This is a genomic window from Lutibacter sp. (genome assembly GCF_033723435.1).
Taxonomy (GTDB): Bacteria; Bacteroidota; Bacteroidia; order Flavobacteriales; family Flavobacteriaceae; genus Lutibacter.
In genome coordinates this window covers 22,669-47,234 of record NZ_JAWVXC010000008.1, presented here as the reverse complement: position 1 = coordinate 47,234, position 24,566 = coordinate 22,669, and the positions used below count along the sequence as shown (strand labels likewise).

Below are 24,566 nucleotides of genomic sequence, written 5' to 3'. Positions count from 1 at the left end.
ATAAATTTTTGTTAAAGAAGGTTAAATTGTACATTTATAAAAATATTAGTAACACATGAAAAAATTAATTATTGCAAGTACATCAACTGTTCATGGAAAGGATTATTTGGAATATATTTTACCAGTATTATCCAATCACTTTAAAGGAGTTAAGGAAATTTTATTTATTCCGTATGCTCGTCCTAGCGGATTAACTTTTGATGAATACACTGAAAAAGCAAAAATTGCTTTCCAAAAAATTAATATTAATGTAGTTGGAATTCATGAGTATACAAACGCTGTGGATGCAGTTATTAATGCAAAAGGAATTTTTATAGGTGGTGGAAATACTTTTTTATTGCTGAAAACTATGTATGAGAAAAAAATAATGCCAGCAATTAAAAATGTAGTTGAAAATGGAGTTCCATATTTTGGAACAAGTGCGGGAAGTAATGTTACAGGGCTTACAATTCAAAATACTAATGATATGCCAATAGTTTATCCACCAACTTTTCAGGCATTTGGATTCTTAAATTTTAACCTTAATCCACATTATTTAGATCCTGATCCAGATTCAAAACATATGGGGGAAACTAGAGAAACTCGTATAAATGAATTTCATAACTTTAATACTATTCCAGTTCTTGGTTTAAGAGAAGGAAGCTGGTTGCAAGTTGAAGGAAATCAAGTAGTTTTAAAAGGGGATTTACATGCCAGATTATTTCAAGTAAATAAATCTCCACAAGAAACTCCTCCAGAAACTAATTTAAGTTTTTTAATGGGTTTGTAACCATTTAGCCACAATTTTACCATCTATTGAATTCTGAATTTTTAATGGCAGTAAATTAAAAGATTTTCTAATTTTTAGAGGATCTTTTTTAGTTGATTTTAAATGATCAGATAAAAGCATTGCTGCTATATACGAATTTTTATGATTTTCAATAAAGTGATAACTATAGTCAGTAAATTCATTTTCTATAGTTTCCATTTTTTGTTTAATTTCTTGAAGTTTTTGTGCATCATTTTCTAACCTCGCTTTTTGAAATTGAGGATATAAATAATTTATTTTTTTAAAAATACTTTTTGATGTGTTTTTATAACTTAATAAAAGGCTATTTAAAGGAGAACCTGTTATTTTTGGGTCGTTAAAAAAGTGGTTTTTTATAGAAACAGAAAAATCTTTAGGCTCTAAAATTACAATTACTACAGCAGAAAGGTCATTAAAAGTAAGCGCAAAACGTTCGGGAGTTATAATATTTCCTTTAAAAATAAAAGTATGGTTAAATATAGATGTTGAATCTATTCTAAAAAGAGAGTCATTTCTTATTTTGTTCAAATAAGCAGTTTTAGAATCAAAATCTATAGTGCCATTTAAGGTGTAATTTGTTGTTGAAATATGATTTTTGTTACTGGCTTTTTTAGGAGTATAGTTATTACAACTAATTATGCTTAATGAAACAAAAAGAAGCAACCATTTTTTCATAAAAATATTTATAAAATTAATAGGTTACATATTCTAAAATTTCAAGTCCGTAACCTGTCATTCCAACTCTTTTTCTAAAAGTTTTTGCGTTAGATAAAACACGTAATTTTGTAATATTAATATCTCTTAATATTTGAGCGCCAATACCAAAATCTTTTTCATCCATTTTAATATTTGGAGTATAAGGTGTATTATCTTTCTGACTTTGTTTAACTATTTTTAATCTATTCAATAAATCATAAGATTGATTTTCTTGATTGATAAACACAACAGCACCTTTTCCTTCTTTATTTATTGCTTCAAAAACGCGTCTTAATTTATGATCTGGGTTTTTAGTAAGGGTTCCTAAAATATCATTATTAACTAAAGCAGAGTTTACTTTAACTAAAATTTCTTCTCCTTTATTAATATTTCCTTTGCTTAAAACTAAATGAACTTGATTATTTGTAGTTTGTTTATATGCTCTTAATCGGTACTCACCAAAACGAGTATTCAAATCAAAATCTTCACAAAGTTCTATTAATGAATCGTTTTGCATTCTGTATTCTACCAAATCTTCAATAGAAACAATTTTAAGATCAAATTCTTTAGCAATTTTTATGAGTTGAGGTAATCGAGCCATGGTGCCATCCACATTCATTATTTCAACAATTACTCCTGCAGGGTGTAAACCCGCTAATTTTGCTAAATCAGTTGCAGCCTCAGTATGTCCTGTTCTTCTTAAAACACCACCATCTCTAGATTTTAGTGGAAATATATGACCAGGACGGCTCAAATCGTGAGGTTTTGTATTTGGGTCGGTTAACGATTTTACAGTAGTGGCTCTGTCTTTAGCAGAAATACCAGTGGTAACACCTTTACCATGATAATCAATAGAAACTGTAAAAGCGGTACCCAAAGGATCTGTATTTAAGCCAACCATTAAATCTAATTGAAGTTCTTTTGAACGACTTTCTGTAATTGGCGCACAAATTAATCCTCTTCCGTGTGTAGCCATAAAGTTTATCATTTCTGGAGTAACTAACTCAGCAGCAGCAATAAAATCACCTTCATTTTCTCTATTTTCATCATCAACAACAATTACAATTTTTCCACTTTTAATATCTTCAATTGCTTCTTTAATTGTATTTAATTTGAAGCTGTTTTCTACCGTATTCATGACACTTATTTTAAGTTCTTTTGATTTTTTTAAATAGCGTTTTAATTTTATCAAACACTGCATCTATATTAAATATACCCATTCCTTTGGTTGCTCTCCTAGTTAATAAAATACCTAAAGGAAGCATTATAAAAGTAGCCAACCAACTACCTATTTGAGCTGAAATTGCGCTTTCTTCTGCTAAATTTTTACCTAATTGTGTTATAAAAAAATACGTAACGAATATAATAATTGCAAATAACATTGGTACACCAAAACCGCCTTTTCTTATAATAGAACCTAAAGGAGCTCCAATAAAAAAGAGGACTAAACAGGCAAGAGAAAATGAAATTCTATATCCAAACTCGTAATCGTACAAGTTTAACATTTTTCTTTTGTCTTTAAAACTTTTTTTTCTAACGTTATTTCTTTCTATAACTCTATTTACTTTTCTAATAGCTTCATCTAAAACAATACTTTTGTTTTTTACAACAAAATTATCAAGTACTGGCGAAATAATTTTGTTGTTTATAAGTGAATCAGGGTATTTATGTAATTTTTTTGTTTCTATAGTTTTATTAAAAATGTTAGTTCTATTTTCAATATATATATCATAAGCCTTTTTTTGTTGTTTTGAAATAGAATCTAATTGCTTAATGCTTAGCATACCATGATGTTGTTTTACTTTTTCATCATTTAAGCTAGTATCATTAAAAGAAGATATATCAATATTAATAGTATATTTATCAAAACTAGCGTTAGAAAAAGGCATTTTTGCTCTATCTTTAGGTGTTGCAGCTCTTTTTATATCATCTTCATAGTATTTACCATTTTCAAGAGTTAGCGTCAAGTATTTGCTGCCAGGCTCAGTTGAAATGATACCTTTTTTAGCTGTAATTACCTTAATTTTTCCTCTTCCTTTAGTTAAATCTGCAATTTGGACATTTTTAAGAAGATTTTTTTCTTCCCCATATTTTTCATCAAATTTTATACTATACCCAGGAATTTCAGTATTAAAAGATCCAGCAACAAGAGCTAATGCTGGTTTCTTCTTTTTCATGTTTAAGTATAAATTTTTTTGTTTTAGAGTAGCCCAAGGATAAATATTATTAAGAAAAACAAAGTTTAAAGCACTTAACATTAATGTTAAAAATATAAGAGGCTTTATTACTCTTTTTAAAGATACACCAGCTGATTTTATAGCTGCCATTTCGTAGTTCTCAGATAAATTTCCAAGAGCCATTATAGAAGATAAAAGAATTCCTATGGGTAATGCTGTTGGAGTAAGGATTAATCCTAAATATCCTAAGAATTTAAGAATAAAAAAAAGGTCTATTCCTTTGCCTGCAATTTGATCAAAAGCTAACCAAAGCGCTTGCATTACTAAAACAAATAGTACTACAAAAAATGTTGCTAAAAAAGGTTGTAAAAAACTTTTTAAAATGTATTTGTCAAGTACTTTCAATGCTTTTATTTTGGCTCAGAAATAGTATAATTCTTTTGATCTCTATATTTTTTTATATCAAATTTGAAAAGGCTATCTGGTAAAGTTTGATTAGTTTTAAAGGACCTAATAGCTAAAGTAGTTGTAGTCTTGTTTTTACCAATTTCAATTATATTAAAAATGTGTTTTGTTTTTACATCTACACCAATTAAGATATTTTTTATATCAGAGTTTGTATCAATAGGAGTAAGGTTTACGTATTGTATTTTTATTCCGTCTATGGTTTTCAAATCACCCATACTGTAGGTGTAACCACTTTTATAAAATGTAAACATTTTTGATGGAGTTAGCTGTTTTTCGTCATTTTCATCAGGTTTTTGAATAACAACTTCTTCATCTTCATGAATAATTAAATAAATCTTTTTTCCATCAAAAATTTGTTCTGTTCCCATGTAATTTAAATGGTATAAATCACCTTTTACGGTAACTTTTCCTCTTGTTTCCTGATGTACATCAGCTTCAGTATTATCTAAATTATGTGTAAATTCAATTTCAATGTTTTTATAGCTTTCTACTTTTTTTGCTACTTCATCTAATAAAGTTTTAGCCGGATTTGAATTTTGGCTAAATCCTGTAGTGATACTAAGGATACTAATAATAACTATAGTTAGTAATTTTTTCATTTTAATAAAGTTGTTGTTTTTATTTTTCACCATAATCTAATAATTTATTTAAAGCCATTTCATCAGGTACCAACACTTGGCGTGCTTTACTTCCTTCAAATGGCCCAACAATTCCTGCTGCTTCTAGCTGGTCAATAATTCTACCAGCTCTATTGTAACCTAGTTTTAATTTACGTTGTAATAAGGATGCTGAACCTTGTTGTGCATGCACAATAACTAGAGCTGCATCTCTAAATAATTTATCTCGTTCGCTGATATCAATATCAAGACTTGTGCCAGTTTCTTCGCCACTGTATTCAGGTAATAAATAAGCATTTGCATAAGCTCTTTGCGAACCAATAAAGTCTGTTATTTTATCAATTTCAGGAGTATCTACAAAAGCACATTGTAAACGAATTAAATCGTTGCTACCAGCGTATAATAAATCTCCTTTTCCTATTAATTGGTCTGCACCTTGCGAATCCAAAATTGTTCTTGAATCAATTTTTGAGGTTACTCTAAATGCTGCTCTAGAAGGGAAATTTGCTTTAATAATACCTGTAATAACATTTACCGAAGGACGTTGAGTTGCCACAATTAAATGGATTCCAATAGCTCTGGCTAATTGTGCTAAACGTGCAATTGGAGTTTCAATTTCTTTTCCAGCTGTCATAATTAAATCGGCAAACTCATCAATTATTAAGACAATATATGGTAAAAATCGATGTCCATTTTCAGGATTTAATTTGCGAGATTTAAACTTAACATTGTATTCTTTTATGTTACGAACCATAGCTGTTTTAAGTAAATCGTAACGATTATCCATTTCAATACAAAGTGAATTTAACGTATTAATTACTTTAGTAGTATCAGTAATAATAGCTTCATCTGTATCTGGTAATTTAGCCAAATAATGACGTTCAATTTTATTGAACAAAGTTAATTCAACTTTTTTAGGATCTACTAAAACAAATTTAACTTCAGCAGGATGTTTTTTATACAATAATGAAGTTAAAACAGCATTTAATCCAACAGATTTTCCTTGTCCGGTAGCACCTGCCATTAATAAATGTGGCATTTTAGCTAAATCAACTACAAAGGTTTCATTAGAAATGGTTTTTCCTAACGCAATTGGCAACTCCATTTCAGAATTTTGAAATTTTGTAGAGGATATTACCGATTTCATAGAAACCATAGTTGGTTTTTTATTAGGAACCTCAATACCAATAGTTCCTTTACCTGGAATTGGAGCGATAATTCGTATTCCTAATGCAGATAAGGATAATGCAATATCATCCTCTAAATTTTTAATTTTTGAAATTCTAATACCAGCTTCTGGAACAATTTCATATAAAGTTACTGTTGGCCCAACGGTTGCTTTAATTCTATCAATACCAATTTTATAATTGTTTAATGTTTCAACAATTTTATTTTTATTGATTTCTAATTCTTCCTGATTAACAGAAATACTTTCGTTGTATGACCTTAACAGATTTAAAGTTGGAAATTTGTAATCGCTTAGTTCTAAAGTTGGATCAAACTCACCAAAGTCTTTTACTAATTTATCCGATAAATTTTCTGCAACATGATCTTCATCAACAATTTTATCTACATCAATTTCAACACCCTCTTTAGATTCAATGTTTTCAAGAGGCTTATTGGTGTTTTTTTCTAAGGAAAATTCGACTTCTTCTGTTATAGTTGATGGAATCTCACCACTATTATCTAAAATTGGTTCTATTTCATCTGTTGGTGAACTAATTTTTTCTTCATCAATAGAATTTTCATTTAAAACAATGTGTTTTCTTTTTAGTTTTTCGGGTGTAATTTTAAAACGAATAACTAAATATGTTAAAAATAAAAATATAAGAGATAAGATTAAGCCTGTTTTTCCTAAGAACTGTTGTAAATAACTGTTTGTTTGATAACCTATAACTCCTGCAAACAAAGCATTTTTATTTGCTAAAAATCCAAAGGAAATAGAAATCCATATTATTCCTAAAATTCCCCAACCCCAGAGATTTGCTATTTTTTTAAAATTTCCTTTTATTAAAATAGTAATACCTGTTAATAAAAGTAGAATAGGTATATATATAGCTGAAATTCCAAACCCTTTATATATTAATAAATGACTTAAAGTAGCTCCAATTTTTCCTAATAGGTTTTTAACTGTAATGTTTTTGTCGGTAAAAAAGGCAAGTTGACTTTGATCTTGCTGCCAATTAAAAAAGTAGGAAATTATGGAAAAAAATAAAAACACAGCAAAAATTACGACAAATAACCCAAATACAGTATGGGTTTGTCTACTCCCAAAAAATTTCTTTGTTTTTTGGAATCGTGGTTTTGATGGAGTTTTTTTAACTGTTTTTTTCTTTTTTGCCATTTATATAAGTATCACACAAAAATATAAAATAAAAGAGATAATAATTAAATTACTATATAAATTTAGGAATGTATATAAATAAACCAATAATTATGGCAATTATTGCAGCAAAAAAAGCTGCTCCTGCAGAAATATCTTTAATAAAACCAATTTTTTCATGATAATCTGGATGAACAAAATCAGCCATTTTTTCGATTCCGGTATTTAAGGATTCTGCTACCAAAATAAGTCCAATAGCTAATGTTTGGAACATCCATTCGGTAGCAGAAAGATGCATTATAAACCCAATAATTGTCATAATTAATGCAATAATTATTTGAGCTATAATGCTATTTTCAGTGGTAATTAAAATCCAGAAACCCTTAGCAGCATATTTAAATGCTTTTAATCGGTTAATTATAAAATTACGCACTTTAATCATTTAAAGCGCTTTTAAAGCTTCTTCATAATTTGGCTCATCTACAATTTCAGGAACTTGTTGTGTATAGGTAACTTTACCTTCTTCATCAACAATTACGATAGCGCGAGAAAGTAGGTTAGCAAGTGGTCCTGTTTTGATAGTAGCACCATATGATTTTCCAAATTTTCCTTTAGCAAAATCAGATAGAGTGATAACATTATCTAATCCTTCAGCACCACAAAAACGAGCTTGAGCAAATGGTAAATCTCTAGAAATACATAAAACTTTTGTGTTTTCTAATTCTCCTGCTTCTTTATTAAAACGTCTAACAGATGCTGCACATGTGCCAGTATCTAGACTTGGAAAAATATTTAATATTAATTTAGATCCTCTAAAATCTTTTAATTTTGCTTTAGATAAATCAGCTTTTATTAAACTGAATTTAGGAGCTTTACTTCCTACTTTTGGTAATTTTCCAATAGTTTCAATTGGATTTCCTTTTAAGGTTATTTTAGCCATAATAGTTTTTTTAATTAAAAATCAAAGTTAGTTTAAAAAGTAAAAACTCCCGAATAAATTCGAGAGTTTTTATTGTTTTTATTTTTGATTTAATTAGTGTTTTGCTAAATAGTCTGCAACACCTTCGTGAGTTGCTTTTAAACCTTCTTTTTCAGAGTTCCAGTTTGCAGGACAAGCTTCGCCATGTTCTTCAGTAAATTGTAATGCATCTACCATTCTAATAGCTTCGTCTACATTTCTTCCTAAAGGTAAGTCGTTTACAATTTGATGACGAACAATACCATCTTTATCTATTAAAAATAAACCACGATAAGCAATTAATTCACCTTCAGCTTGTAATTGATCATTATCATCGTAATAATAATCTCCAGCTAATACATCATAATTTTTAGAAATTGTTTTGTTGGTATCTGCAATAATTGGATAAGTAACTCCTTGAATACCACCTTGATTTTTTGGCATTTGTAACCATCCCCAGTGCGATTGCTCAGTATCTGTTGATGCAGCAACTATTTGTACATTTCTTTTTTCGAATTCTGCTAATTTTTCTTGAAAAGCAAATAATTCAGTTGGACAAACAAATGTGAAATCTTTTGGATAAAAGAAAAGAACAACATATTTTTTACCTTCAAATTGATCTAATGAATAATTTTCAACAAATTCATTTCCATTAACTACTGCTTGAGCATTAAATTTAGGAGCTTTTTTACCTACTAATACTGCCATTTTTTATATATTTTAATTGATTACTAATTTTTTGATACACAAAAGTAATCAATTATCACTCTTTTATTAAAGTTCTCTTATTCATTAATTTTATGTAATTATAAATATTTTTTATGACGTGTTTTTTTAGTGAAAAAATCAATATTTAATCTTGTATATTCGCAAACAGAAAAATACACAATTATTGAAGCTTAGAAATTACACATCTGAATTTAAAAATAACCTGAAATTAGCCACTCCAATAATGATGGGTTCTTTAGGCCATTTATTAGTTGGTTTAATGGATGATATTATGGTTGGTAGGTTAGGGCCAGTACAATTAGCAGCAACATCGTTAGGTAATAGTTTGGTTTTTATTGCATTATCTATCGGAATTGGTTTTTCGTTTGCAATTACTCCTTTAATTGCAGAATCAGACGGCGAAAAGAACACAGAAAAAGGACGAAGTATTTTTCAGCATGGAATTATTTTAATGACTATAATTGGAATAGTGATGTTTTTATTATTATTACTAATTAAACCCATTTTATATCATTTAGATCAACCTGAAGAAGTAGTTGTTTTGGCGGTTCCATATTTTGAAATTGTTGCTGTTTCGATGATTCCATTAATGATTTTTCAAGGATTAAAACAATTTGCAGATGGATTATCCCAAACTAAATACTCTATGTATGCAACTATTATAACCAATATAGTTAATATTAGTTTGAATTTTGCTTTAATTTATGGCTTTTGGATTTTTCCAAGATTAGAACTTGTTGGAGCAGCCATAGGAACTTTAGTTTCGCGAATAGTAATGGTAATATTTCTTTATTTAGTATTAAAATATAAACCAAAATTTGCTCCTTATATGCATATTTTAAAACTAAACGAAATTAAACGTAAAGTATTTAATAAAATTATAAGTTTAGGTTTTCCAACAGCATTGCAAATGTTGTTTGAAGTTGGTTTGTTTACTTCATCTGTATTATTGGCAGGTACATTTGGCGCTTTACCACAAGCAGCTAATCAAATAGCATTAAAATTATCTTCAACAACTTTTATGGTAGCGGTTGGATTAGGAGTTGCATCAACAATTAGAGTTGGAAACCAAAAAGGATTACAAAATTTTAGGGAATTAAAACGAATAGCTTTTTCCAATTTTTTATTAGTAGTTTTTATAATGTTTGGTTTTTCTGTTAGTTTTATATTGTTAAAAGATGAATTACCTTGGATTTTTACAGAAGATTTAGAAGTAATAAAAATTGCTTCTGGTTTAATAGTTGTAGCAGGATTTTTTCAACTTTCCGATGGATTACAAGCGGTAATTTTAGGAGGATTACGAGGTTTACAAGATGTTAATATTCCATCGTTAATTACATTTATTGCTTATTGGGTAATTGGATTCCCTATTTGCTATTTTTTGGGAACCGAATTAAATTTAGGTACTTTTGGAATCTGGATTGGATTATTATCTGCATTAACTTCATCAGCATTAATGTTGTTTTTTAGATTTAATTATTTGTCGAATAAATTAATACGCACAAAACATGGACTTACCTAAATTTTTATTGGGAGATAACACAGATTTTACGGAAGATATATTTATTATTCATACTGAATTTCCTCGATTTATTATCAATTTAAAAGATGATGAAATTGAATGGCTTGAAGAATTTAATAATGCAGATGAAGAAGAACTTTCTAGCGAAGTAGCTACTTTAATTGAATTAGCAAGTAAGTTTTATGATAGAGAAATGGAACGATACGAGGGTAATTAATTTACCTTTTATCTATGTTGTTTATTAGGTGAAAAGCTTGCCCAACCCAGTCATCTCTTTCAATTCTGCCAGGGAAAAACTTTAATATTTTTGTAACTTTTTTAATATCAGCACTATTAAAATTACTAATCTGTTCGTAAGTGTAAATTCCTAAACCATTTAATTTAGATTCGATAGCAGAACCAATCCCCTTAATTTTTTTTAAATTGTTTTTGTTTTTTTCTTCTGCAATTCCAATTCGGTCAAAATTCAAACCTTTATCCTGATCTTTTGTTGGAACTGTTTTTACTAACTGCTTTCCACCTCGTTCAAAAGTTTTTGTTGCTCTAATTTTAGGTGTAGTATCCGTTAATTTTAGATCATCTTCAGGAATGTGCTGATTTTTTGGTTTTGGTTCTTCCTTTTTTATGGAATTTATATTACCAAAATAAAAACCTATTAAAAATGCACCTAGCAACCAAATAAAAAGCTCCAATAATTGCCAAAAAGTTGTATTAAAAAAAATAGATAGTTCCATAATTGTTAGTTAATTTTTATTTCTATTCTTCGGTTTGCTGCTTTTCCTTTTAAAGTATTTTTATCTGCAATAGGTTCCGATTCTCCTTTAGATGATGTTATCATTTTAGCATTTTCTAATCCATTTAGTTTAAAGTAGTTTTTAACCAAATTAGCTCTGTTTAATCCAATAATTAAGTTTTTTTGATAATAACCATCATTATCTGTATGCCCAGTAATGTAAATAGTTTTGTTTGGATATTCTTTAATATATTGTTTTAATAATGCAGTATAACTCTCAATAGATTTATTAGTAATTAGCATATTATCTTTAAAATCAACATAAATTCGTTTATTACTAATTGCTTGCTCAATGCTATCTGTTATTTTATTTTCAATCTTGTTGATTTTTAAAATTACACCTGAAGTATTTTCGTTTTTTTCGAATAAATTATTTTTAATTTCACTTAAAGTCTTAAGTTGATAGTTGTTAATGTTCAATTTTTTCAAATAAACTTTTATTGCATCAGCTCTTAAAATTCCTAAATTTTTGAAATTTGATGAATCTTTTTCTCCTTTAGAATATAAACCTTTAATTAATAATTCGTCTTTATAATGATTTTTTAGATAGGATTTTATAGTATCAAAAAAAGTAGTAAAATCGTTTATATTTATAATTTCAGGAGTGTTTTTTTGAATTATAAATGGTTTATTGTAACTAAAAATAGGATCCTTATTAAAATTTGTTACAACATAATTATTGGTTACATTTTTTGCTATTGAAACCTTTTCTTTGGAATTTGTATTTGCCGAAAAATTAGAAGTAATAAAATAATGTGTGGTTAATGCAATAATTGCCCAAATTAAGAATACGAGAAATGCCTTTAAATAATTTAGCATGATTTTATTTTTAGCCAGCTAAATTTAAGTAATATTTATATTGGTTGCAAATCTAAAAGGTTATAAATGAAAAGCTTAAAAATTATTTTTTAAAGGCTTCCACTAGTTCTAATTTAGCTAAAGTAGTTTTTGTTGTAAAAATTCCATAGTTGATAAAAGCATGTTTTTTCTCAATTTTATCAATTGTACCACAAGCAGTACTATCTATAATTCTTACTTTATCATTTATTTTAAATTCGTAATTAGTTCGTTGTTTTTCAACTTTTTTTGCAGTTACTATTTTTTGTTCTTTTACTTTTTGAACCTCAGTAAGTACTTCTTTTTCAACAATTTTTAATTTTTCTTCTGTTTTTTTTGCTGTAATTTTTATTTTCTTTTTTTCAGCTTTTGTAACAGGTTTTACAGGGTTCTTTTTTAAATATTTTGTTTTTTCCATTGCTACCCATTTTGCAAAATTAGCATTGAATTGTTTTTTATTATTTGTTTGAAAATAGGTATTAATTAACTCATTTATTTTTCTTCCGTACACTAACATTTTTTGGTTGTTTGTGTATAATTCGTAAAAATTTTCTAGTTTTTCTTGAACTTTAGTGTGTTTTAGACTCAAATTATCGGCGTGTAAAAGTGCTTCAGATTTAACTTGTTCTAAATTTTCAGAAGTTTTTTGTAGTTTATTACGTTCTTTTTGAAGACTTGAAATGGTTTTATCTAAACGCACTTTTCCTTTTTCTACTCGTTTTTTAGCTTTATTAATTAAGCTAAAAGGAATTCCGTTTTTTTGTGCAACTTCAAACGTAAAAGAACTACCTGCCTGACCAACAAAAAGTTTAAATAATGGTTCTAATGTTTTCTCATCAAATTGCATATTTGCATTTGTAATATGCTCTATTTCATTGGCTAAAACTTTTAAATTAGAATAGTGAGTGGTAATAACTCCAAACGCTTTTTTATTATAAAATTCTTCTAAAAATATTTCCGCTAAAGCACCACCAAGTTCTGGATCACTTCCTGTTCCAAATTCATCAATTAAAAACAGCGTATTACCGTTACATTTTTGTAAAAATTTACGCATATTTTTTAAGCGATAACTGTAAGTACTTAATTGATTTTCAATAGATTGGTTATCTCCAATATCTGTAAGTATTTTTTCGAAAAAATAGGTGCTTGAACGTTCGTGAACAGGAATTAAAAAACCACTTTGAAGCATAACTTGTAGTAAACCAATGGTTTTTAAAGTAATGCTTTTCCCTCCAGCGTTTGGACCTGAAATTACTATTATTTGCTGATTTTCATGAAGTTCTAGTGTTTGTGGAACGGTTTTAATATTTTGTATAGTATTCTTTTCAAGTAAAATAGGGTGGAAGGCGTTTTTAAAGAAAACTTTTTTGGTCTTTGTAATTTTGGGCAAACACGCATTTATTGTTTTTGCATATTTTGCTTTTGCTCCAATAACATCTAAGGCAATTAATATTTTTTGATAACTAATTAAATCAGGAATATAAATTCTTAAAGCGTTAGTTAATTCTTTTAATATTTTTATTATTTCTTGTTTTTCTTCAAAAATTAAATGCTGCAATTCATTACTATATTGCAACGTTGCTTCCGGAGCTATATAAACAATACTTCCTGTTTTTGAACTTCCTAAAATAGTACCTTTTATTTTTTTACGATACATAGCTTGTACAGCTAAAACCCTTTGGTTGTCAATAACAGATTCTTTAATATCGTCTAAATAACCAAGACTTGCGTATTTATGAAGAGCTTTGTTAAAACTTACTCCAATTTTGCCTCTAACCACATTAATATCTGCTCTAATACTTTTTAATTGTGTAGATGCATTTGCATTTATTTCTCCAAAAGGAGTTATTATTTTTTTTATAGCTTCAGAAATAAAAGGCTGATATTCAATGGTAGTAGAAAAATTAAAAAGTTGAGGATAATAAACTTTAAACTTTTTAAAAAAAAGAAGTAATTCGTAAATGGTATTTGTATTATTTAATATTTTTAAAAAAGAAGTAGCATCTAAAAAACTATTTTCAATTTTTAATAAATGTATTTCTTTTTTTATATCCTCAAAATAGTGATTTGGTATTCTATTATCATTTTCAAAACTAGAAAGATATTCATTAACGCGTTGTAGTTCAATATTTAAAGTGTCAACACTAGTAAAAGGCTTAATTTGAAGCGTAGCAGATTTCCCAAGTTCAGAAATACAAAATTCACTGACTTGCGTTAAAATGGTATAAAATTCTAAATCATTTAAAGTTTTTTCTGAAATGATACTCATAAAAAATACTACTTTTGAACAGTTATACAAAAATATACATTTAACTTAATTAACCACTAATGAATGTTAAAATAGCTGAAAGTTGGAAACCTTTACTTGAGAAAGAATTTAATAAGCCTTATTTTGAAAGTTTAACAAATTTTGTTAAAAATGAGTATACAACTAATACTTGTTATCCTAAAGGAAGTCAGATTTTTAATGCCTTTAATTTATGCCCTTTTAACCATTTAAAAGTAGTAATAATTGGACAGGATCCATATCACGGAGAAGGTCAAGCACACGGATTATGTTTTTCAGTTCCTGAAGGAGTAGCACATCCTCCATCCTTAATTAATATTTTTAAAGAAATAGAATCGGATTTACATATTGATTATCCCAAAAGCGGGAATTTAGAACGATGGGCAAAACAAGGTGTTTTACTTTTAAATGCAACGTTAACAGTTAAAGCTCATAATGCAGGTTCTCATCAAGGAAAAGGTTGGGAACAATTTACAGATGAAGTAATTTCTATTATTTCTAAAAATAAAGAAAATGTAGTTTTTTTACTTTGGGGAGGGTTTGCTAAAAAGAAGTCTGTTTTAATTGACAGCAAAAAACATTGTATTTTAACTAGTGGACATCCTTCACCTTTAAGCGCAAACAGAGGTTATTGGTTTGGAAATAAACATTTTAGTAAAGCTAATAATTATTTAAAAGAAAATAAGTTAAAAGAAATAAATTGGTGATTAAAATCATATAAAAATTATGTTACAATAGTTACATTTGTGAAATAAAAAAAGTAAAACTGATACAATGAAAAATATAACTAAATTGTTAGTACTGTTTATAAGCGTTTTTACCTTACTAAGCTGTAATAATTCTAAAGAAAAGTATAGTAAAGTAAAAAAATCTAAAGTTCAAAAGGTGTCTAATACCCATAAAATAGTACTTGATGATTTTATAGATGCTAACGACTATACCTATATTAAAGTTACTGAAAAAGGGAAAACTTATTGGATGGCAATAACAAAGATGCCTGTAAAAAAAGGAGAAACTTATTATTATGATGATGGAATGGTTATGAAAAATTTTAAAAGTAAATCTTTAAATAAAACATTTGAATCTATAATCTTTCTAGATAAAATAAGAACTACAATGGAGCCTCAAATTAAAAATGTTGAAAGCCCTCATGCTAATTCACCAAAAAAGAAAGATAAAATTAAAATTGCTAAGATAGAACAACCTGTTGGAGGAACTTCATTAGAACAATTATTATCGAATAAAGAAAGCTTTGCTGGAAAAACTATACTAATTAAAGGTAAAGTTTTAAAGGTAAATAATGCAATTATGGATAGAAATTGGGTTCATATTGCTGACGGAACAGGGTTTAAAGATATTATAGATTTAGGAATAACGACATTAGATACTGTTAAAGTTGGAGATGTTGTTACTTTTAAGGGGAAAATTGCATTAAATAAGGATTTTGGCTATGGATATATTTATCCTATTTTAATGGAGAAGGCAACATTAATTAAATAAAAAGCACTTAAAAAGTGCTTTTTATTTAACTAACTCAAAATCTATTTTTTAAAAACAAAGTTTAACAACTTCTTTGTTATTTTAATGTTTGCAATACTTATGCCAATTAATATAAAGTGCTGTTAATTAAAAGTTAAAGCAATAGTATTGGTTATTATTCTAAATGTTTTTGAGCTTTATAAGATGAACGGACTAAAGCATTACTTTCTACATGCCTAAAACCCATTTTTAAACCAATTTCTTTATATTTTGCAAATTGTTCTGGAGTTATAAATTCTTGAACAGGTAAATGTTTTTTACTTGGTTGTAGATATTGACCAATAGTAATAATATCAACTTTGGCATTAGCTAAATCCTGCATAGTTTCTATTACTTCAGCTTCTGTTTCTCCTAAACCAAGCATAATTCCAGATTTTGTTCTACGTTGCCCTTTATCTTTCATATATTTTAAAACCTCTAAACTTCTGTCGTATTTAGCTTGAATTCTAACTTCACGAGTTAATCGTCTAACAGTTTCTAAATTATGAGAAATTACTTCAGGAGCAACAGCTAATATTCTGTCAATATTTGTTTTATTTGCTTGAAAATCAGGAATTAAAGTTTCTAAAGTGGTTGTAGGATTTGCTCTTCTAATTGCGTTAACAGTTTCTGCCCAAATAATAGAGCCGCCATCTTTTAAATCATCTCTATCTACTGAAGTAATAACGGCATGTTTAATTTTCATAAGGCTTATTGACCTTGCTACTTTTTCAGGTTCTTCCCAATCAACTGTTTCAGGTCTTCCAGTTTTTACACCGCAAAATCCACAAGAACGTGTACAAATATTTCCTAAAATCATAAATGTAGCAGTTCCTTCAGTCCAGCATTCTCCCATATTAGGACAGCTTCCACTAGTACAAATAGTATTAAGTTTATACTTGTCTACAACGCCTCTTAATTCTGTATATTTTTTACCAACAGGTAATTTAACTCGTAACCATTTTGGTTTAGCTACTTTGTTGGATGTTATAGTTTCTTCTGACATTTTTCTAAAATTGATTGCAAAAATACAAAGAATTTATAAAACGGAAAGATACCAAATGCTAAATCCGATTAAAAATAAAATGCTAACCCAACTTAAAATCTTTAAGCCTAAAGAAGGTCGCCACTTTTTTGGAGTGTGTTTGCTAGATATTAGAATGAAGTTTAAAATTGCAAAAAAAGGAGCTGTTAAAAAGGATAATATAGTTGCAATTTTTATTAATGTTCCCATTTCTGACATAAAAAACAATAAAATTAAGATAGTTCCAATAGCTAAAAAACTAAGCCAAAGCCAATACGTTTTTTTATACGACTTTTTGGTAAGTAAATCCACTGTTTTTGTCATTGCTCTTGGCGATGCATCTAAAGTGGTAATAGTAGTGCTAAACATAGTTGTAAAAGCTGCAACACCAATAAATATATACATATTTTCACCTAAATTATTTGTGTATAAGCTGATTAATTGTTGCGAAAAAGCTACTGCGCTTCCACTAAAAGTTTCTCCAGAATTAAACATTACTAAAGCTCCTAATGCTACAAAACAGAGACCTAAAAATAGCGTGGTAAAAAAACCAATATTAAAATCAAAAATAGATTGTTTAGTGTTAAAACTTGCTCCTGTTTCTTTTTGCTTTTCTATTGCCCAAAGCGATTGCCAAATAGAAACATCTAATGGTGCTGGCATCCATCCTAAAAAAGCAATTAAAAATCCTACTTTAACCGTTCCTTTTGGAATTATTTGAGCAAAACTTATTGGATTTTGGTTTTTAAAAACAGCAACTAAAACTGCAATTATAGTACTTAATGTGAGTGTAATTATGATTAATTTCATTAAGTTATCTAATAGTTTGTACTTACCAATAATTAACAATAAAAAGCAAATTAACGTAATAATAATACTCCATATTACTGGATTTGTAGTGATGCCAAATAAATTAGCTGCTAAACCTGCAGTTACTATAGTTACAGCCGCCTGAATGGTAAACATTGTAGCAAAGGTTACTACAAAATAAGCAATTAAAACAGGTTTTCCGAGTTTTTTATAACCATCTAATAAACTCTCTCCAGTTGCAGTTGCATATCTCGGTCCAAATTGAAAAAAAGGGTATTTTACAAAATGAATTACAACTAAAGCCCAAATTAATCCAAAGCCAAAATCAGCACCAGCACGAGTAGATTGAACTAAATGAGAAACTCCAATTGCAGCTCCAGCAAATAATAAACCAGGACCTAATTTTTTAAGCCAATTAGAATTCATTTTTAATTTTTTGGAGATTTTTTAATAGTTTCAGCCAGTAAATTTTTAGCACGAAGTAATTTTACTTTTATATTGCTTAATGGCTCACCAAGTTCTTTAGACATTTCTTTATAGCTCATTTCTTGAAAATATCGCAAATTTATAATTTCTTGATAATGTGGCTTTAATTCTTTTATGTAGTTTAAAAGTTGTGCTAAATTTTGTTCAATAATTAACTGATCTTCTGCTGTTGGGGTTTCATCAAATAATTTATAAGCTTCTGATTCTTTTTTATTTATAGAAATAGTTTCTGTAGTTTGTTTTCTTAAATGATCTAAAAAAATATTTTTAGAAATAGAAATTAACCATGTTTTAAAGTTGTACCGATCGTTATATAAATGAATTTTATCAAAAGCTTTAGAAAATGTTTTTATGGTTATATCTTCAGCTTCATCTTCATTTTCAGTTTTAGAAAGTTGAAATCGATAAACATCACTCCAATAAGTATTTAATAAAGTATTAAAAGCTTTTTGATCTTTTTCTTTTGCTTTATTAACTAAATCAGGGATATCAATGTTTTTTTTCACCAATGCGTGGGTTTTGCAATAAGATTTTTGATAAAGATAAACATTTGTGTGGTAATTAAAAATATTTCCATAAAAGGAAATAGTAAAATTAAATCGGTTTCCTTTAATTTTTTTGCTGAAAAGCCAATAATTATATATTGAATTAGTAGTCTAAAAACTATAAACCCAACTATTATTTTCCAATCAAAATTTAGGAGGATTAATATAATTGCAAGTAGCCAAAATAATATTTGGGAACTATAAAATAATCCTAATAATAATTTATGTAAAGGTTTGTAATGTCTTGCAGTAGAAACATGTCTTCTTTTTTGATGTATCCATTCTTTGAAACTAGTTTTTGGGTTGGATTCTGTAAAACTCTCTGGATCAATACAGTATGTAGAGTTTTGTTTGGTTGCAACTTGGTTTACAAATAAATCATCATCACCAGATTTAACTTTTATGTGATTGGTGAACCCATTTGCACTAAAAAACAAGTCTTTGGTATACCCTAAATTTCTACCAACTCCCATATATGGTAAACCAATTTTTTGATAAGAAAAATATTGAATAGCAGTGAGTAAAGTTTCAAATCGGATTAATTTATTTAAAAATGATTTTTTAATTTTTTTATACGCTCCGTAACCTAAAATTAATTGTTTATTATTCGAAAAATGAGTAGCGATTAGAGTTATCCAGTTTTTAGAAACTGGTTTGCAGTCTGCATCGGTTAATAATAAATAGTTGTATTTAGCTGCTTTTATACCTAAAGTTAGTGCATATTTTTTACTTCCCCAAAATTGTTCGTTAGGTAAAACATTAACCAAGTTTATTTTATCAGGATATTCTTTTTTAAAATTTTTCATTACTTCTAAAGTAGTATCTGTAGAAGAGTCATTAATTAAAACAATTTCAAAATTTGGATAATTTTGACTTAATATACTAGGAATGTTTTCCGCTAAATTTTGAGATTCATTTTTAGCGCAAATTAAAATAGAAATTGGCGGATTAAAGTTGTTTTTAGGTTTGTTGTTTTTTGGAAAAGCAAAAGCGCCAAATATAACCAGATAATAAATTAATTGAATACCAATAATTACTATAAAAGTAATAAATAAGTACTCAGTCATTTATTATTTTCTTGTGCATTCGTGATCAGGAATTTTTCCGCAATATCCACAAGCTTCTCCAGTTTTATTTAAATGAGGGTTTTGACTTGCACAAGTTCCTGCAAATCTTCCATTTTTTTTAGCCCATAATTTTATGGATAAACCAGCAATGCCTATTGCTAAAAATCCTATAGTAATTAATGCGAGTTTCATATACTTAAAATTAGACTACAAAGGTAATTATTTCTTACAAAATAATATTTAATTTTTAGTTTTTTGTTTAAATAGGTATTTTGCAATAAAAATGTTATAAAAATGATAATATATCTATTAAGTGGTTGAATGTTAATAAGTTTCTTTTTAATTTAACATAAAAGTTAATATATTGGCAATCGGTTAATATTTGTGCTTTTATAATTTTAAACCATACTAAAACTTTGTTTGTTATAAAAAACATGGAATTAATAAATATTAGCCTATGCTACTAACTAAAAAGACTCGCTTGTTTAAACAAGCGAGTCTTTATTTTAGATGTTAATTTACTTTTTAAGCTAAAGCTTTAGTTAATTCTTCTTGAACATTGTTTGGAACTAGTTCAAAATTAGAAAACTTAGTGGTAAAACTTCCTCTACCTTGTGTTATAGAACGTAAGGTTGTAGAATATTTATACATTTCAGCTAATGGAGTTTTTGCTTTTATAGTTTGGTATTTTCCATCGCTATCCATTCCTAAAATTATAGATCTTCTTCCTTGTAAATCTGTCATAACATTACCTAACATTTCTTCAGGAACCTTAACTGTTAATTCATGAATTGGCTCTAATAATTTAGGTTTTGCATTTAAAAATGCATCTTTAAACGCATGAGCACCAGCAATTTTAAAGGATATATCATTAGAATCTACCGAGTGCATTTTACCATCAAATAACATTACTCTAATATCGCGGGCATAAGAACCAGTTAAAGGACCTTCTTCCATTACTTCCAAAATCCCTTTTAAAACGGCTGGTAAATATCGAGCATCAATAACACCACCAACTATACAATTATAAAATACTAGTTTTCCGCCCCAATCTAAACTAATTTCTTCTTTTCCTCTAATATTAAAACCTTCAGGTTCTGGCATTCCTTCAAAATAAGGTTCAATTTTTATGTGAACTTCTCCAAACTGACCTGATCCACCAGATTGTTTTTTGTGTTTGTAACTTGTAGTAGCAGAACGTTGAATAGTTTCTCGATAAGCAATTCTTGGTTGTTCAAAATTAGCTTTTATACCATATTCATTTTTTAAAATCCAATCAATAGTTGCTAAATGAAGTTCGCCTTGGCATGAAAGTATTAATTGTTTTAGTTCTGTAGAATATTTAACTTGAACGGTTGGATCTTGACTTTTTATCTTTTTTAAAGCTTCATTTAATTTTTCCTCCTCATTTTTATCTTGAGCACTTACAGATTTGTGAATTCTTGGTAAAGGAAAATTAATAGGTTTAATGGTGATATTTGAACCTTTGGTTCTTAAAGTATCATTAGTCTCGGTATATTTTAATTTTAGCGTTGCACCTATATCACCTGCAGTTAATTTTTCAACAGGTTCACGGTTTTTGCCATCCATTATAAATAATTGATTGATGGCTTCAATTTCTTCATTTCTTGAATTTTCTAACTTGTCATTTTGTTTAATTTCTCCTGATTTTACTTTGAAAAAACTAATTTGGCCTAAGTTTGGTTCATATAATGTTTTAAAGATAAATAAGGATGTAGGAGCATCTGCTTTGCATTCTAATTCATTTCCTTCAACAGTTTGTTCTGGTTTTAAATCTGCAGAAGAAGGAGTAACATTATCAATAAAGCCCATCATTCTACCACTTCCCATATCATTTAAAGCGGATAAGCAAAATACAGGGAATAATTCATGATTTAGCATTCCTTTTTTTATTCCTTCACGCATTTCGTCTTCATTTAATGTGCCTTTATCAAAATACATTTCCATTAAATCTTCATCATTTTCAGCGGCTTTTTCTACCAATTCGTTTTGTAATTGATTTGCTAATTCTTTTTGGTCTTCAGGAATTTCAAGTTTTTCAGGTTTTCCACCATTTGGACCAAATTTATACATCTTCATTTTTAAAACATCAATAATGCATTGTGCGCCATCAACTATTAATGGGTATTGAATTTTTATGGCATTTTTACCAACTAATTCTACAATACTTTTAAAGCTTTCATCAAAATCTGCATTTGGGCTATCAATTTGATTGATAGCAAAAAGTGTAGGTAATGAAAAACGATCGATATAATTCCATATAATTTCAGTACCAACTTCGGCTCCTTGTTGTGCATTTACAACCATAACTACAGAATCGGCAACTCTCATGGTAGAAGCTATTTCACCAATAAAATCGTCTAAGCCTGGAGTATCAATAATGTTTATTTTGTAGTTGCGCCATTCGGTATGTAATGGCGTTGAATAAATAGAAGTTTCTCTTTCTTGTTCAATTTCGTGATAGTCAGAAACGGTATTTTTGTTTTCAACAGTACCACGACGTTTGAGGAGTCCAGCTTCAAAAAGCATTGTTTCTGCTAATGTGGTTTTACCACTTTTATTGGCTCCAACAAAAGCAACATTTTTAATGTGTTTATCATCGTATATTTTCATAATCAAAAAATTTTGTAAAAGTTTTCTAAAGTTACAAACTTTTTAATATAATTATATGACTAATGTTAGGCTTTTTTTAGCTTTTTTTATTATCTGGTGACAACGGTTTTAAGGGGATTAATTTAATAATTACAATTCAGGAGGTTTTTTTTACAATTGAGAGAATAAAAATTTATTAATTACTATAGTTTATTGAGTTTTGTGGTGTTAAATTAATTTTAAGAACCATAAAAATGCAACATATAATAATAGCCATTGTAATCTTATTTTCTTCATCACCAATTTTAAAATTAGCTAATAAATTAAGTTTTAATTTGCTAGATACTAGTTATTTATTTGTTGGAGTTTATGTTTTTTGGTTTTTGTCTGAAGTGGTATTAAACAGAATTTTTATATCCAAAAAAGAAGATTCAAAGAGTAAAGATAAAGGCACTTTAAATTTAATTTGGGTGTTAATTTTTATTGCAAATTTTTTAGCAATCTATTTAACAAATTATAATTTTAGAATAGCTGAAGGTGAATTTATTAGTTATTTAGGACTTTTAATTATTTGTATTGGAGTTATTTTAAGATTAACTATTATCTTATCTTTAGGGAAGTTTTTTACAGTAAATGTTACTATTAAAGAGGATCACCGACTTAAAACTAATGGATTTTATAAGTATTTAAGGCATCCATCTTATACAGCATCATTATTGTCATTTATAGGTTTTGGAATTTCACTTAATAATTGGTTTTCATTACTAATAATATTCATAATAATTTTGACAGCATTTTTAATTAGAATTAAAACCGAAGAAAAAGTTTTAGTCAATTATTTTGGAGTAGATTATTTGAATTATAGAAAGAGCACTAAAAAAATAATTCCTTTTATTTATTAAATTCCATAAAATATAATAATTAAACAAAGTATATTAGTAATAAATTTATGCTTAAGCTATATGAAATTTAAGTTATCCTACATTTTTAAAGTATCTATAATTATTGCAGTTTTTGTTTTTATTATTGAGCGAATAGTTTTTAATAACGGATTTAATATACCACTTTACGATTTGCTTAAAGTATTTTCTATTCACTTTATGTATGCATTTGTGCTTACCTTAATTAATGCTTACTTTTTTTATTATTTGGGTGAAAAGATAGATTGGAATGGATATTCTATAAAACGTTTAATTTATGGCGCAGTAGGTTCTATAATTATAACTATGATAGGTTTAGTGGTTTTACGATTTGTTAGCCTTGTTGTTATATTAGGAAAATCTGTAGAGCAATTTATAAATGATAAAAATGCTTATACCTATTACGCTTTTGGATTAGTAATAACTTTTATTGTAAGTTTAATTTTTCATGCCATCTTTTTTTACAAAGCATTAAATGAGAAAAAGGTTGAAGAACAGCAAATAGTTGCAAAAACGGAAACAGCAAAATTTGAATCGCTAAAAAGTCAGATAGACCCACATTTTTTATTTAATAGTTTAAACGTTTTAACATCATTAATTGGTGAAAATCCAAAACAAGCGGAAAAATTTACAACAAAACTATCTAAAGTATACAGATATGTTTTAGAACAAAAAAATAAAGATTTAATTGAATTAGATGAAGAATTACAATTTGCGAAAGCATATATGGAGTTGTTGAAAATGCGTTTTGAAAATGCCGTTAATTTTGAAATTCCTGAAAAAGCAAGTAACCCTGATTTAAAAATAATTCCATTATCGCTTCAACTGTTGCTCGAAAATACAATTAAACATAATGTCGTTTCTGAAGAACAACCATTAAATGTAATTATAACAGAAGAAAATGGCTATTTAAAAGTTGTAAATAATTTTAACCCAAAAACTACTGTAGAAAAAAGTACAAAATTAGGGTTGAAAAATATTATAGATCGATATCAATTAATAACTCTTAAAAAGGTCTTTATAGAAAAAACTAATCAACACTTTATTATAAAGTTACCTTTATTAATTCAAAAAATTAAAATTATGAAAACATCTGATATACAACAAGATAATAAATATTTAAGAGCAGTTGAGCGTGTAGAGGAAATAAAAGGATTTTATGCAAGTTTAGTAGCTTATTTTATTGTAATTCCTTTTTTAGTGTTTATATATTTTAAATACACACCTTATACTATGCAATGGTTTTGGTTTCCAGCTTTGGGATGGGGAATAGGATTAGTTATACAAGGGTTTAGAGCTTTTAATCATAATTTAATATTTGGAAAAGGTTGGGAAGATAGAAAAATTCAGGAAATAATGAATGAGGATGAAAAACAGTATTGGGAATAA

24 protein-coding genes are annotated in these 24,566 nt (G+C 27.7%); 7 read left to right on the top strand and 17 right to left on the bottom strand.

Annotation, left to right across the window (positions count from 1 at the left end; genetic code table 11):
- Positions 1-55 precede the first annotated feature (55 nt).
- Positions 56-769 (top strand): dipeptidase PepE, encoded by a 714-nt coding sequence (gene pepE / locus R3342_RS11605; RefSeq protein WP_318940391.1) that lies wholly within the window; start codon positions 56-58, stop codon positions 767-769.
- Here pepE and R3342_RS11600 read toward each other — a convergent pair.
- From R3342_RS11600 to R3342_RS11565, 8 genes are all read right to left on the bottom strand, one after another.
- Positions 755-1,462, bottom strand: coding sequence for a DUF4369 domain-containing protein (locus R3342_RS11600; RefSeq protein ID WP_318940389.1), 708 nt, complete (start codon positions 1,460-1,462; stop codon positions 755-757). The genes pepE and R3342_RS11600 overlap by 15 nt on opposite strands.
- A 16-nt stretch (positions 1,463-1,478) precedes the next feature.
- Positions 1,479-2,621, bottom strand: coding sequence for a 3,4-dihydroxy-2-butanone-4-phosphate synthase (gene ribB, locus R3342_RS11595; protein WP_318940387.1), 1,143 nt, complete (start codon positions 2,619-2,621; stop codon positions 1,479-1,481).
- 10 nt (positions 2,622-2,631) lie between these two features.
- On the bottom strand, positions 2,632-4,065 hold the full coding sequence (locus R3342_RS11590) for an LptF/LptG family permease (protein WP_318940385.1): 1,434 nt from the start codon (positions 4,063-4,065) through the stop codon (positions 2,632-2,634).
- Positions 4,066-4,070: 5 nt separating this feature from the next.
- Entirely contained in the window at positions 4,071-4,727 is a 657-nt protein-coding gene (locus R3342_RS11585; RefSeq protein ID WP_318940384.1) for an outer membrane lipoprotein carrier protein LolA, read from the bottom strand.
- A 19-nt stretch (positions 4,728-4,746) separates the two neighbouring features.
- Positions 4,747-7,089, bottom strand: a complete 2,343-nt coding sequence (locus tag R3342_RS11580; RefSeq protein WP_318940383.1) for an FtsK/SpoIIIE family DNA translocase — start codon at positions 7,087-7,089, stop codon at positions 4,747-4,749.
- A 52-nt stretch (positions 7,090-7,141) separates the two neighbouring features.
- Complete coding sequence (locus tag R3342_RS11575) at positions 7,142-7,510, bottom strand: diacylglycerol kinase family protein (RefSeq protein ID WP_318940381.1); 369 nt, start codon at positions 7,508-7,510, stop codon at positions 7,142-7,144.
- Entirely contained in the window at positions 7,511-8,008 is a 498-nt protein-coding gene (tpx, locus tag R3342_RS11570; RefSeq protein ID WP_318940379.1) for a thiol peroxidase, read from the bottom strand. It lies immediately after the preceding gene.
- 93 nt (positions 8,009-8,101) lie between these two features.
- Positions 8,102-8,734 (bottom strand): peroxiredoxin, encoded by a 633-nt coding sequence (locus R3342_RS11565; protein WP_318940378.1) that lies wholly within the window; start codon positions 8,732-8,734, stop codon positions 8,102-8,104.
- 184 nt (positions 8,735-8,918) lie between these two features.
- Between R3342_RS11565 and R3342_RS11560 the strand changes: the two genes are divergently transcribed.
- Positions 8,919-10,277, top strand: coding sequence for an MATE family efflux transporter (locus tag R3342_RS11560; protein ID WP_318940376.1), 1,359 nt, complete (start codon positions 8,919-8,921; stop codon positions 10,275-10,277).
- Complete coding sequence (locus R3342_RS11555) at positions 10,264-10,494, top strand: hypothetical protein (protein ID WP_318940374.1); 231 nt, start codon at positions 10,264-10,266, stop codon at positions 10,492-10,494. Before R3342_RS11560 ends, R3342_RS11555 begins: the two co-directional genes overlap by 14 nt.
- Position 10,495: 1 nt before the next feature.
- Here the strand turns inward: R3342_RS11555 and R3342_RS11550 are convergent, their stop codons facing one another.
- The 3 genes from R3342_RS11550 to R3342_RS11540 all read right to left on the bottom strand — a co-directional run bounded on the left by R3342_RS11550 (position 10,496) and on the right by R3342_RS11540 (position 14,176).
- Positions 10,496-11,011 (bottom strand): hypothetical protein, encoded by a 516-nt coding sequence (locus tag R3342_RS11550; protein ID WP_318940372.1) that lies wholly within the window; start codon positions 11,009-11,011, stop codon positions 10,496-10,498.
- Between the two features lie 5 nt (positions 11,012-11,016).
- Positions 11,017-11,889 (bottom strand): OmpA family protein, encoded by an 873-nt coding sequence (locus R3342_RS11545; protein WP_318940370.1) that lies wholly within the window; start codon positions 11,887-11,889, stop codon positions 11,017-11,019.
- A gap of 82 nt (positions 11,890-11,971) precedes the next feature.
- On the bottom strand, positions 11,972-14,176 hold the full coding sequence (locus R3342_RS11540) for an endonuclease MutS2 (RefSeq protein ID WP_318940368.1): 2,205 nt from the start codon (positions 14,174-14,176) through the stop codon (positions 11,972-11,974).
- 59 nt (positions 14,177-14,235) lie between these two features.
- Here R3342_RS11540 and R3342_RS11535 point away from each other — a divergent pair, with 59 nt between their 5' ends.
- The gene (locus tag R3342_RS11535; protein ID WP_318940366.1) at positions 14,236-14,901 is read left to right on the top strand and encodes a uracil-DNA glycosylase; all 666 of its coding nucleotides are present in this window, start codon (positions 14,236-14,238) and stop codon (positions 14,899-14,901) included.
- Between the two features lie 67 nt (positions 14,902-14,968).
- Positions 14,969-15,694, top strand: a complete 726-nt coding sequence (locus R3342_RS11530) for a hypothetical protein (protein ID WP_318940364.1) — start codon at positions 14,969-14,971, stop codon at positions 15,692-15,694.
- A 154-nt stretch (positions 15,695-15,848) separates the two neighbouring features.
- Here R3342_RS11530 and lipA read toward each other — a convergent pair whose 3' ends face one another.
- The 6 genes from lipA to R3342_RS11500 all read right to left on the bottom strand — a co-directional run bounded on the left by lipA (position 15,849) and on the right by R3342_RS11500 (position 22,278).
- Entirely contained in the window at positions 15,849-16,718 is an 870-nt protein-coding gene (gene lipA / locus R3342_RS11525) for a lipoyl synthase (RefSeq protein WP_318940361.1), read from the bottom strand.
- A 33-nt stretch (positions 16,719-16,751) separates the two neighbouring features.
- Positions 16,752-17,972, bottom strand: coding sequence for an Nramp family divalent metal transporter (locus R3342_RS11520; RefSeq protein WP_318940359.1), 1,221 nt, complete (start codon positions 17,970-17,972; stop codon positions 16,752-16,754).
- Between the two features lie 2 nt (positions 17,973-17,974).
- Complete coding sequence (locus R3342_RS11515; protein ID WP_413468713.1) at positions 17,975-18,541, bottom strand: RNA polymerase sigma factor; 567 nt, start codon at positions 18,539-18,541, stop codon at positions 17,975-17,977.
- On the bottom strand, positions 18,535-19,644 hold the full coding sequence (locus R3342_RS11510; RefSeq protein WP_318940356.1) for a glycosyltransferase: 1,110 nt from the start codon (positions 19,642-19,644) through the stop codon (positions 18,535-18,537). The genes R3342_RS11515 and R3342_RS11510 overlap by 7 nt, the downstream gene beginning before the upstream one ends.
- Positions 19,645-19,647: 3 nt before the next feature.
- On the bottom strand, positions 19,648-19,836 hold the full coding sequence (locus tag R3342_RS11505; protein WP_318940354.1) for a membrane or secreted protein: 189 nt from the start codon (positions 19,834-19,836) through the stop codon (positions 19,648-19,650).
- A 333-nt stretch (positions 19,837-20,169) separates the two neighbouring features.
- Entirely contained in the window at positions 20,170-22,278 is a 2,109-nt protein-coding gene (locus R3342_RS11500; protein WP_318940353.1) for an elongation factor G, read from the bottom strand.
- A 233-nt stretch (positions 22,279-22,511) separates the two neighbouring features.
- Here R3342_RS11500 and R3342_RS11495 point away from each other — a divergent pair, with 233 nt between their 5' ends.
- Together R3342_RS11495 and R3342_RS11490 are read left to right on the top strand one after the other, a co-directional pair.
- Positions 22,512-23,159: an isoprenylcysteine carboxylmethyltransferase family protein gene (locus tag R3342_RS11495; RefSeq protein ID WP_318940351.1), complete on the top strand. Its 648-nt coding sequence runs from the start codon at positions 22,512-22,514 to the stop codon at positions 23,157-23,159.
- Between the two features lie 60 nt (positions 23,160-23,219).
- A complete protein-coding gene (locus R3342_RS11490) occupies positions 23,220-24,566 on the top strand; it encodes a histidine kinase (protein WP_318940349.1) in 1,347 nt (448 codons plus the stop codon).

What these genes read in the sequence shown, in the direction of transcription:
- pepE (WP_318940391.1), top strand. Translation starts at nt 56, where the DNA reads ATGAAAAAATTAATTATTGCAAGTACATCAACTGTTCATGGAAAGGAT.
- R3342_RS11600 (WP_318940389.1), bottom strand. Translation starts at nt 1,462, where the DNA reads ATGAAAAAATGGTTGCTTCTTTTTGTTTCATTAAGCATAATTAGTTGT.
- ribB (WP_318940387.1), bottom strand. Translation starts at nt 2,621, where the DNA reads ATGAATACGGTAGAAAACAGCTTCAAATTAAATACAATTAAAGAAGCA.
- R3342_RS11585 (WP_318940384.1), bottom strand. Translation starts at nt 4,727, where the DNA reads ATGAAAAAATTACTAACTATAGTTATTATTAGTATCCTTAGTATCACT.
- R3342_RS11580 (WP_318940383.1), bottom strand. Translation starts at nt 7,089, where the DNA reads ATGGCAAAAAAGAAAAAAACAGTTAAAAAAACTCCATCAAAACCACGA.
- R3342_RS11575 (WP_318940381.1), bottom strand. Translation starts at nt 7,510, where the DNA reads ATGATTAAAGTGCGTAATTTTATAATTAACCGATTAAAAGCATTTAAA.
- tpx (WP_318940379.1), bottom strand. Translation starts at nt 8,008, where the DNA reads ATGGCTAAAATAACCTTAAAAGGAAATCCAATTGAAACTATTGGAAAA.
- R3342_RS11565 (WP_318940378.1), bottom strand. Translation starts at nt 8,734, where the DNA reads ATGGCAGTATTAGTAGGTAAAAAAGCTCCTAAATTTAATGCTCAAGCA.
- R3342_RS11555 (WP_318940374.1), top strand. Translation starts at nt 10,264, where the DNA reads ATGGACTTACCTAAATTTTTATTGGGAGATAACACAGATTTTACGGAA.
- R3342_RS11550 (WP_318940372.1), bottom strand. Translation starts at nt 11,011, where the DNA reads ATGGAACTATCTATTTTTTTTAATACAACTTTTTGGCAATTATTGGAG.
- R3342_RS11545 (WP_318940370.1), bottom strand. Translation starts at nt 11,889, where the DNA reads ATGCTAAATTATTTAAAGGCATTTCTCGTATTCTTAATTTGGGCAATT.
- R3342_RS11540 (WP_318940368.1), bottom strand. Translation starts at nt 14,176, where the DNA reads ATGAGTATCATTTCAGAAAAAACTTTAAATGATTTAGAATTTTATACC.
- R3342_RS11535 (WP_318940366.1), top strand. Translation starts at nt 14,236, where the DNA reads ATGAATGTTAAAATAGCTGAAAGTTGGAAACCTTTACTTGAGAAAGAA.
- R3342_RS11530 (WP_318940364.1), top strand. Translation starts at nt 14,969, where the DNA reads ATGAAAAATATAACTAAATTGTTAGTACTGTTTATAAGCGTTTTTACC.
- lipA (WP_318940361.1), bottom strand. Translation starts at nt 16,718, where the DNA reads ATGTCAGAAGAAACTATAACATCCAACAAAGTAGCTAAACCAAAATGG.
- R3342_RS11520 (WP_318940359.1), bottom strand. Translation starts at nt 17,972, where the DNA reads ATGAATTCTAATTGGCTTAAAAAATTAGGTCCTGGTTTATTATTTGCT.
- R3342_RS11510 (WP_318940356.1), bottom strand. Translation starts at nt 19,644, where the DNA reads ATGACTGAGTACTTATTTATTACTTTTATAGTAATTATTGGTATTCAA.
- R3342_RS11505 (WP_318940354.1), bottom strand. Translation starts at nt 19,836, where the DNA reads ATGAAACTCGCATTAATTACTATAGGATTTTTAGCAATAGGCATTGCT.
- R3342_RS11500 (WP_318940353.1), bottom strand. Translation starts at nt 22,278, where the DNA reads ATGAAAATATACGATGATAAACACATTAAAAATGTTGCTTTTGTTGGA.
- R3342_RS11495 (WP_318940351.1), top strand. Translation starts at nt 22,512, where the DNA reads ATGCAACATATAATAATAGCCATTGTAATCTTATTTTCTTCATCACCA.
- R3342_RS11490 (WP_318940349.1), top strand. Translation starts at nt 23,220, where the DNA reads ATGAAATTTAAGTTATCCTACATTTTTAAAGTATCTATAATTATTGCA.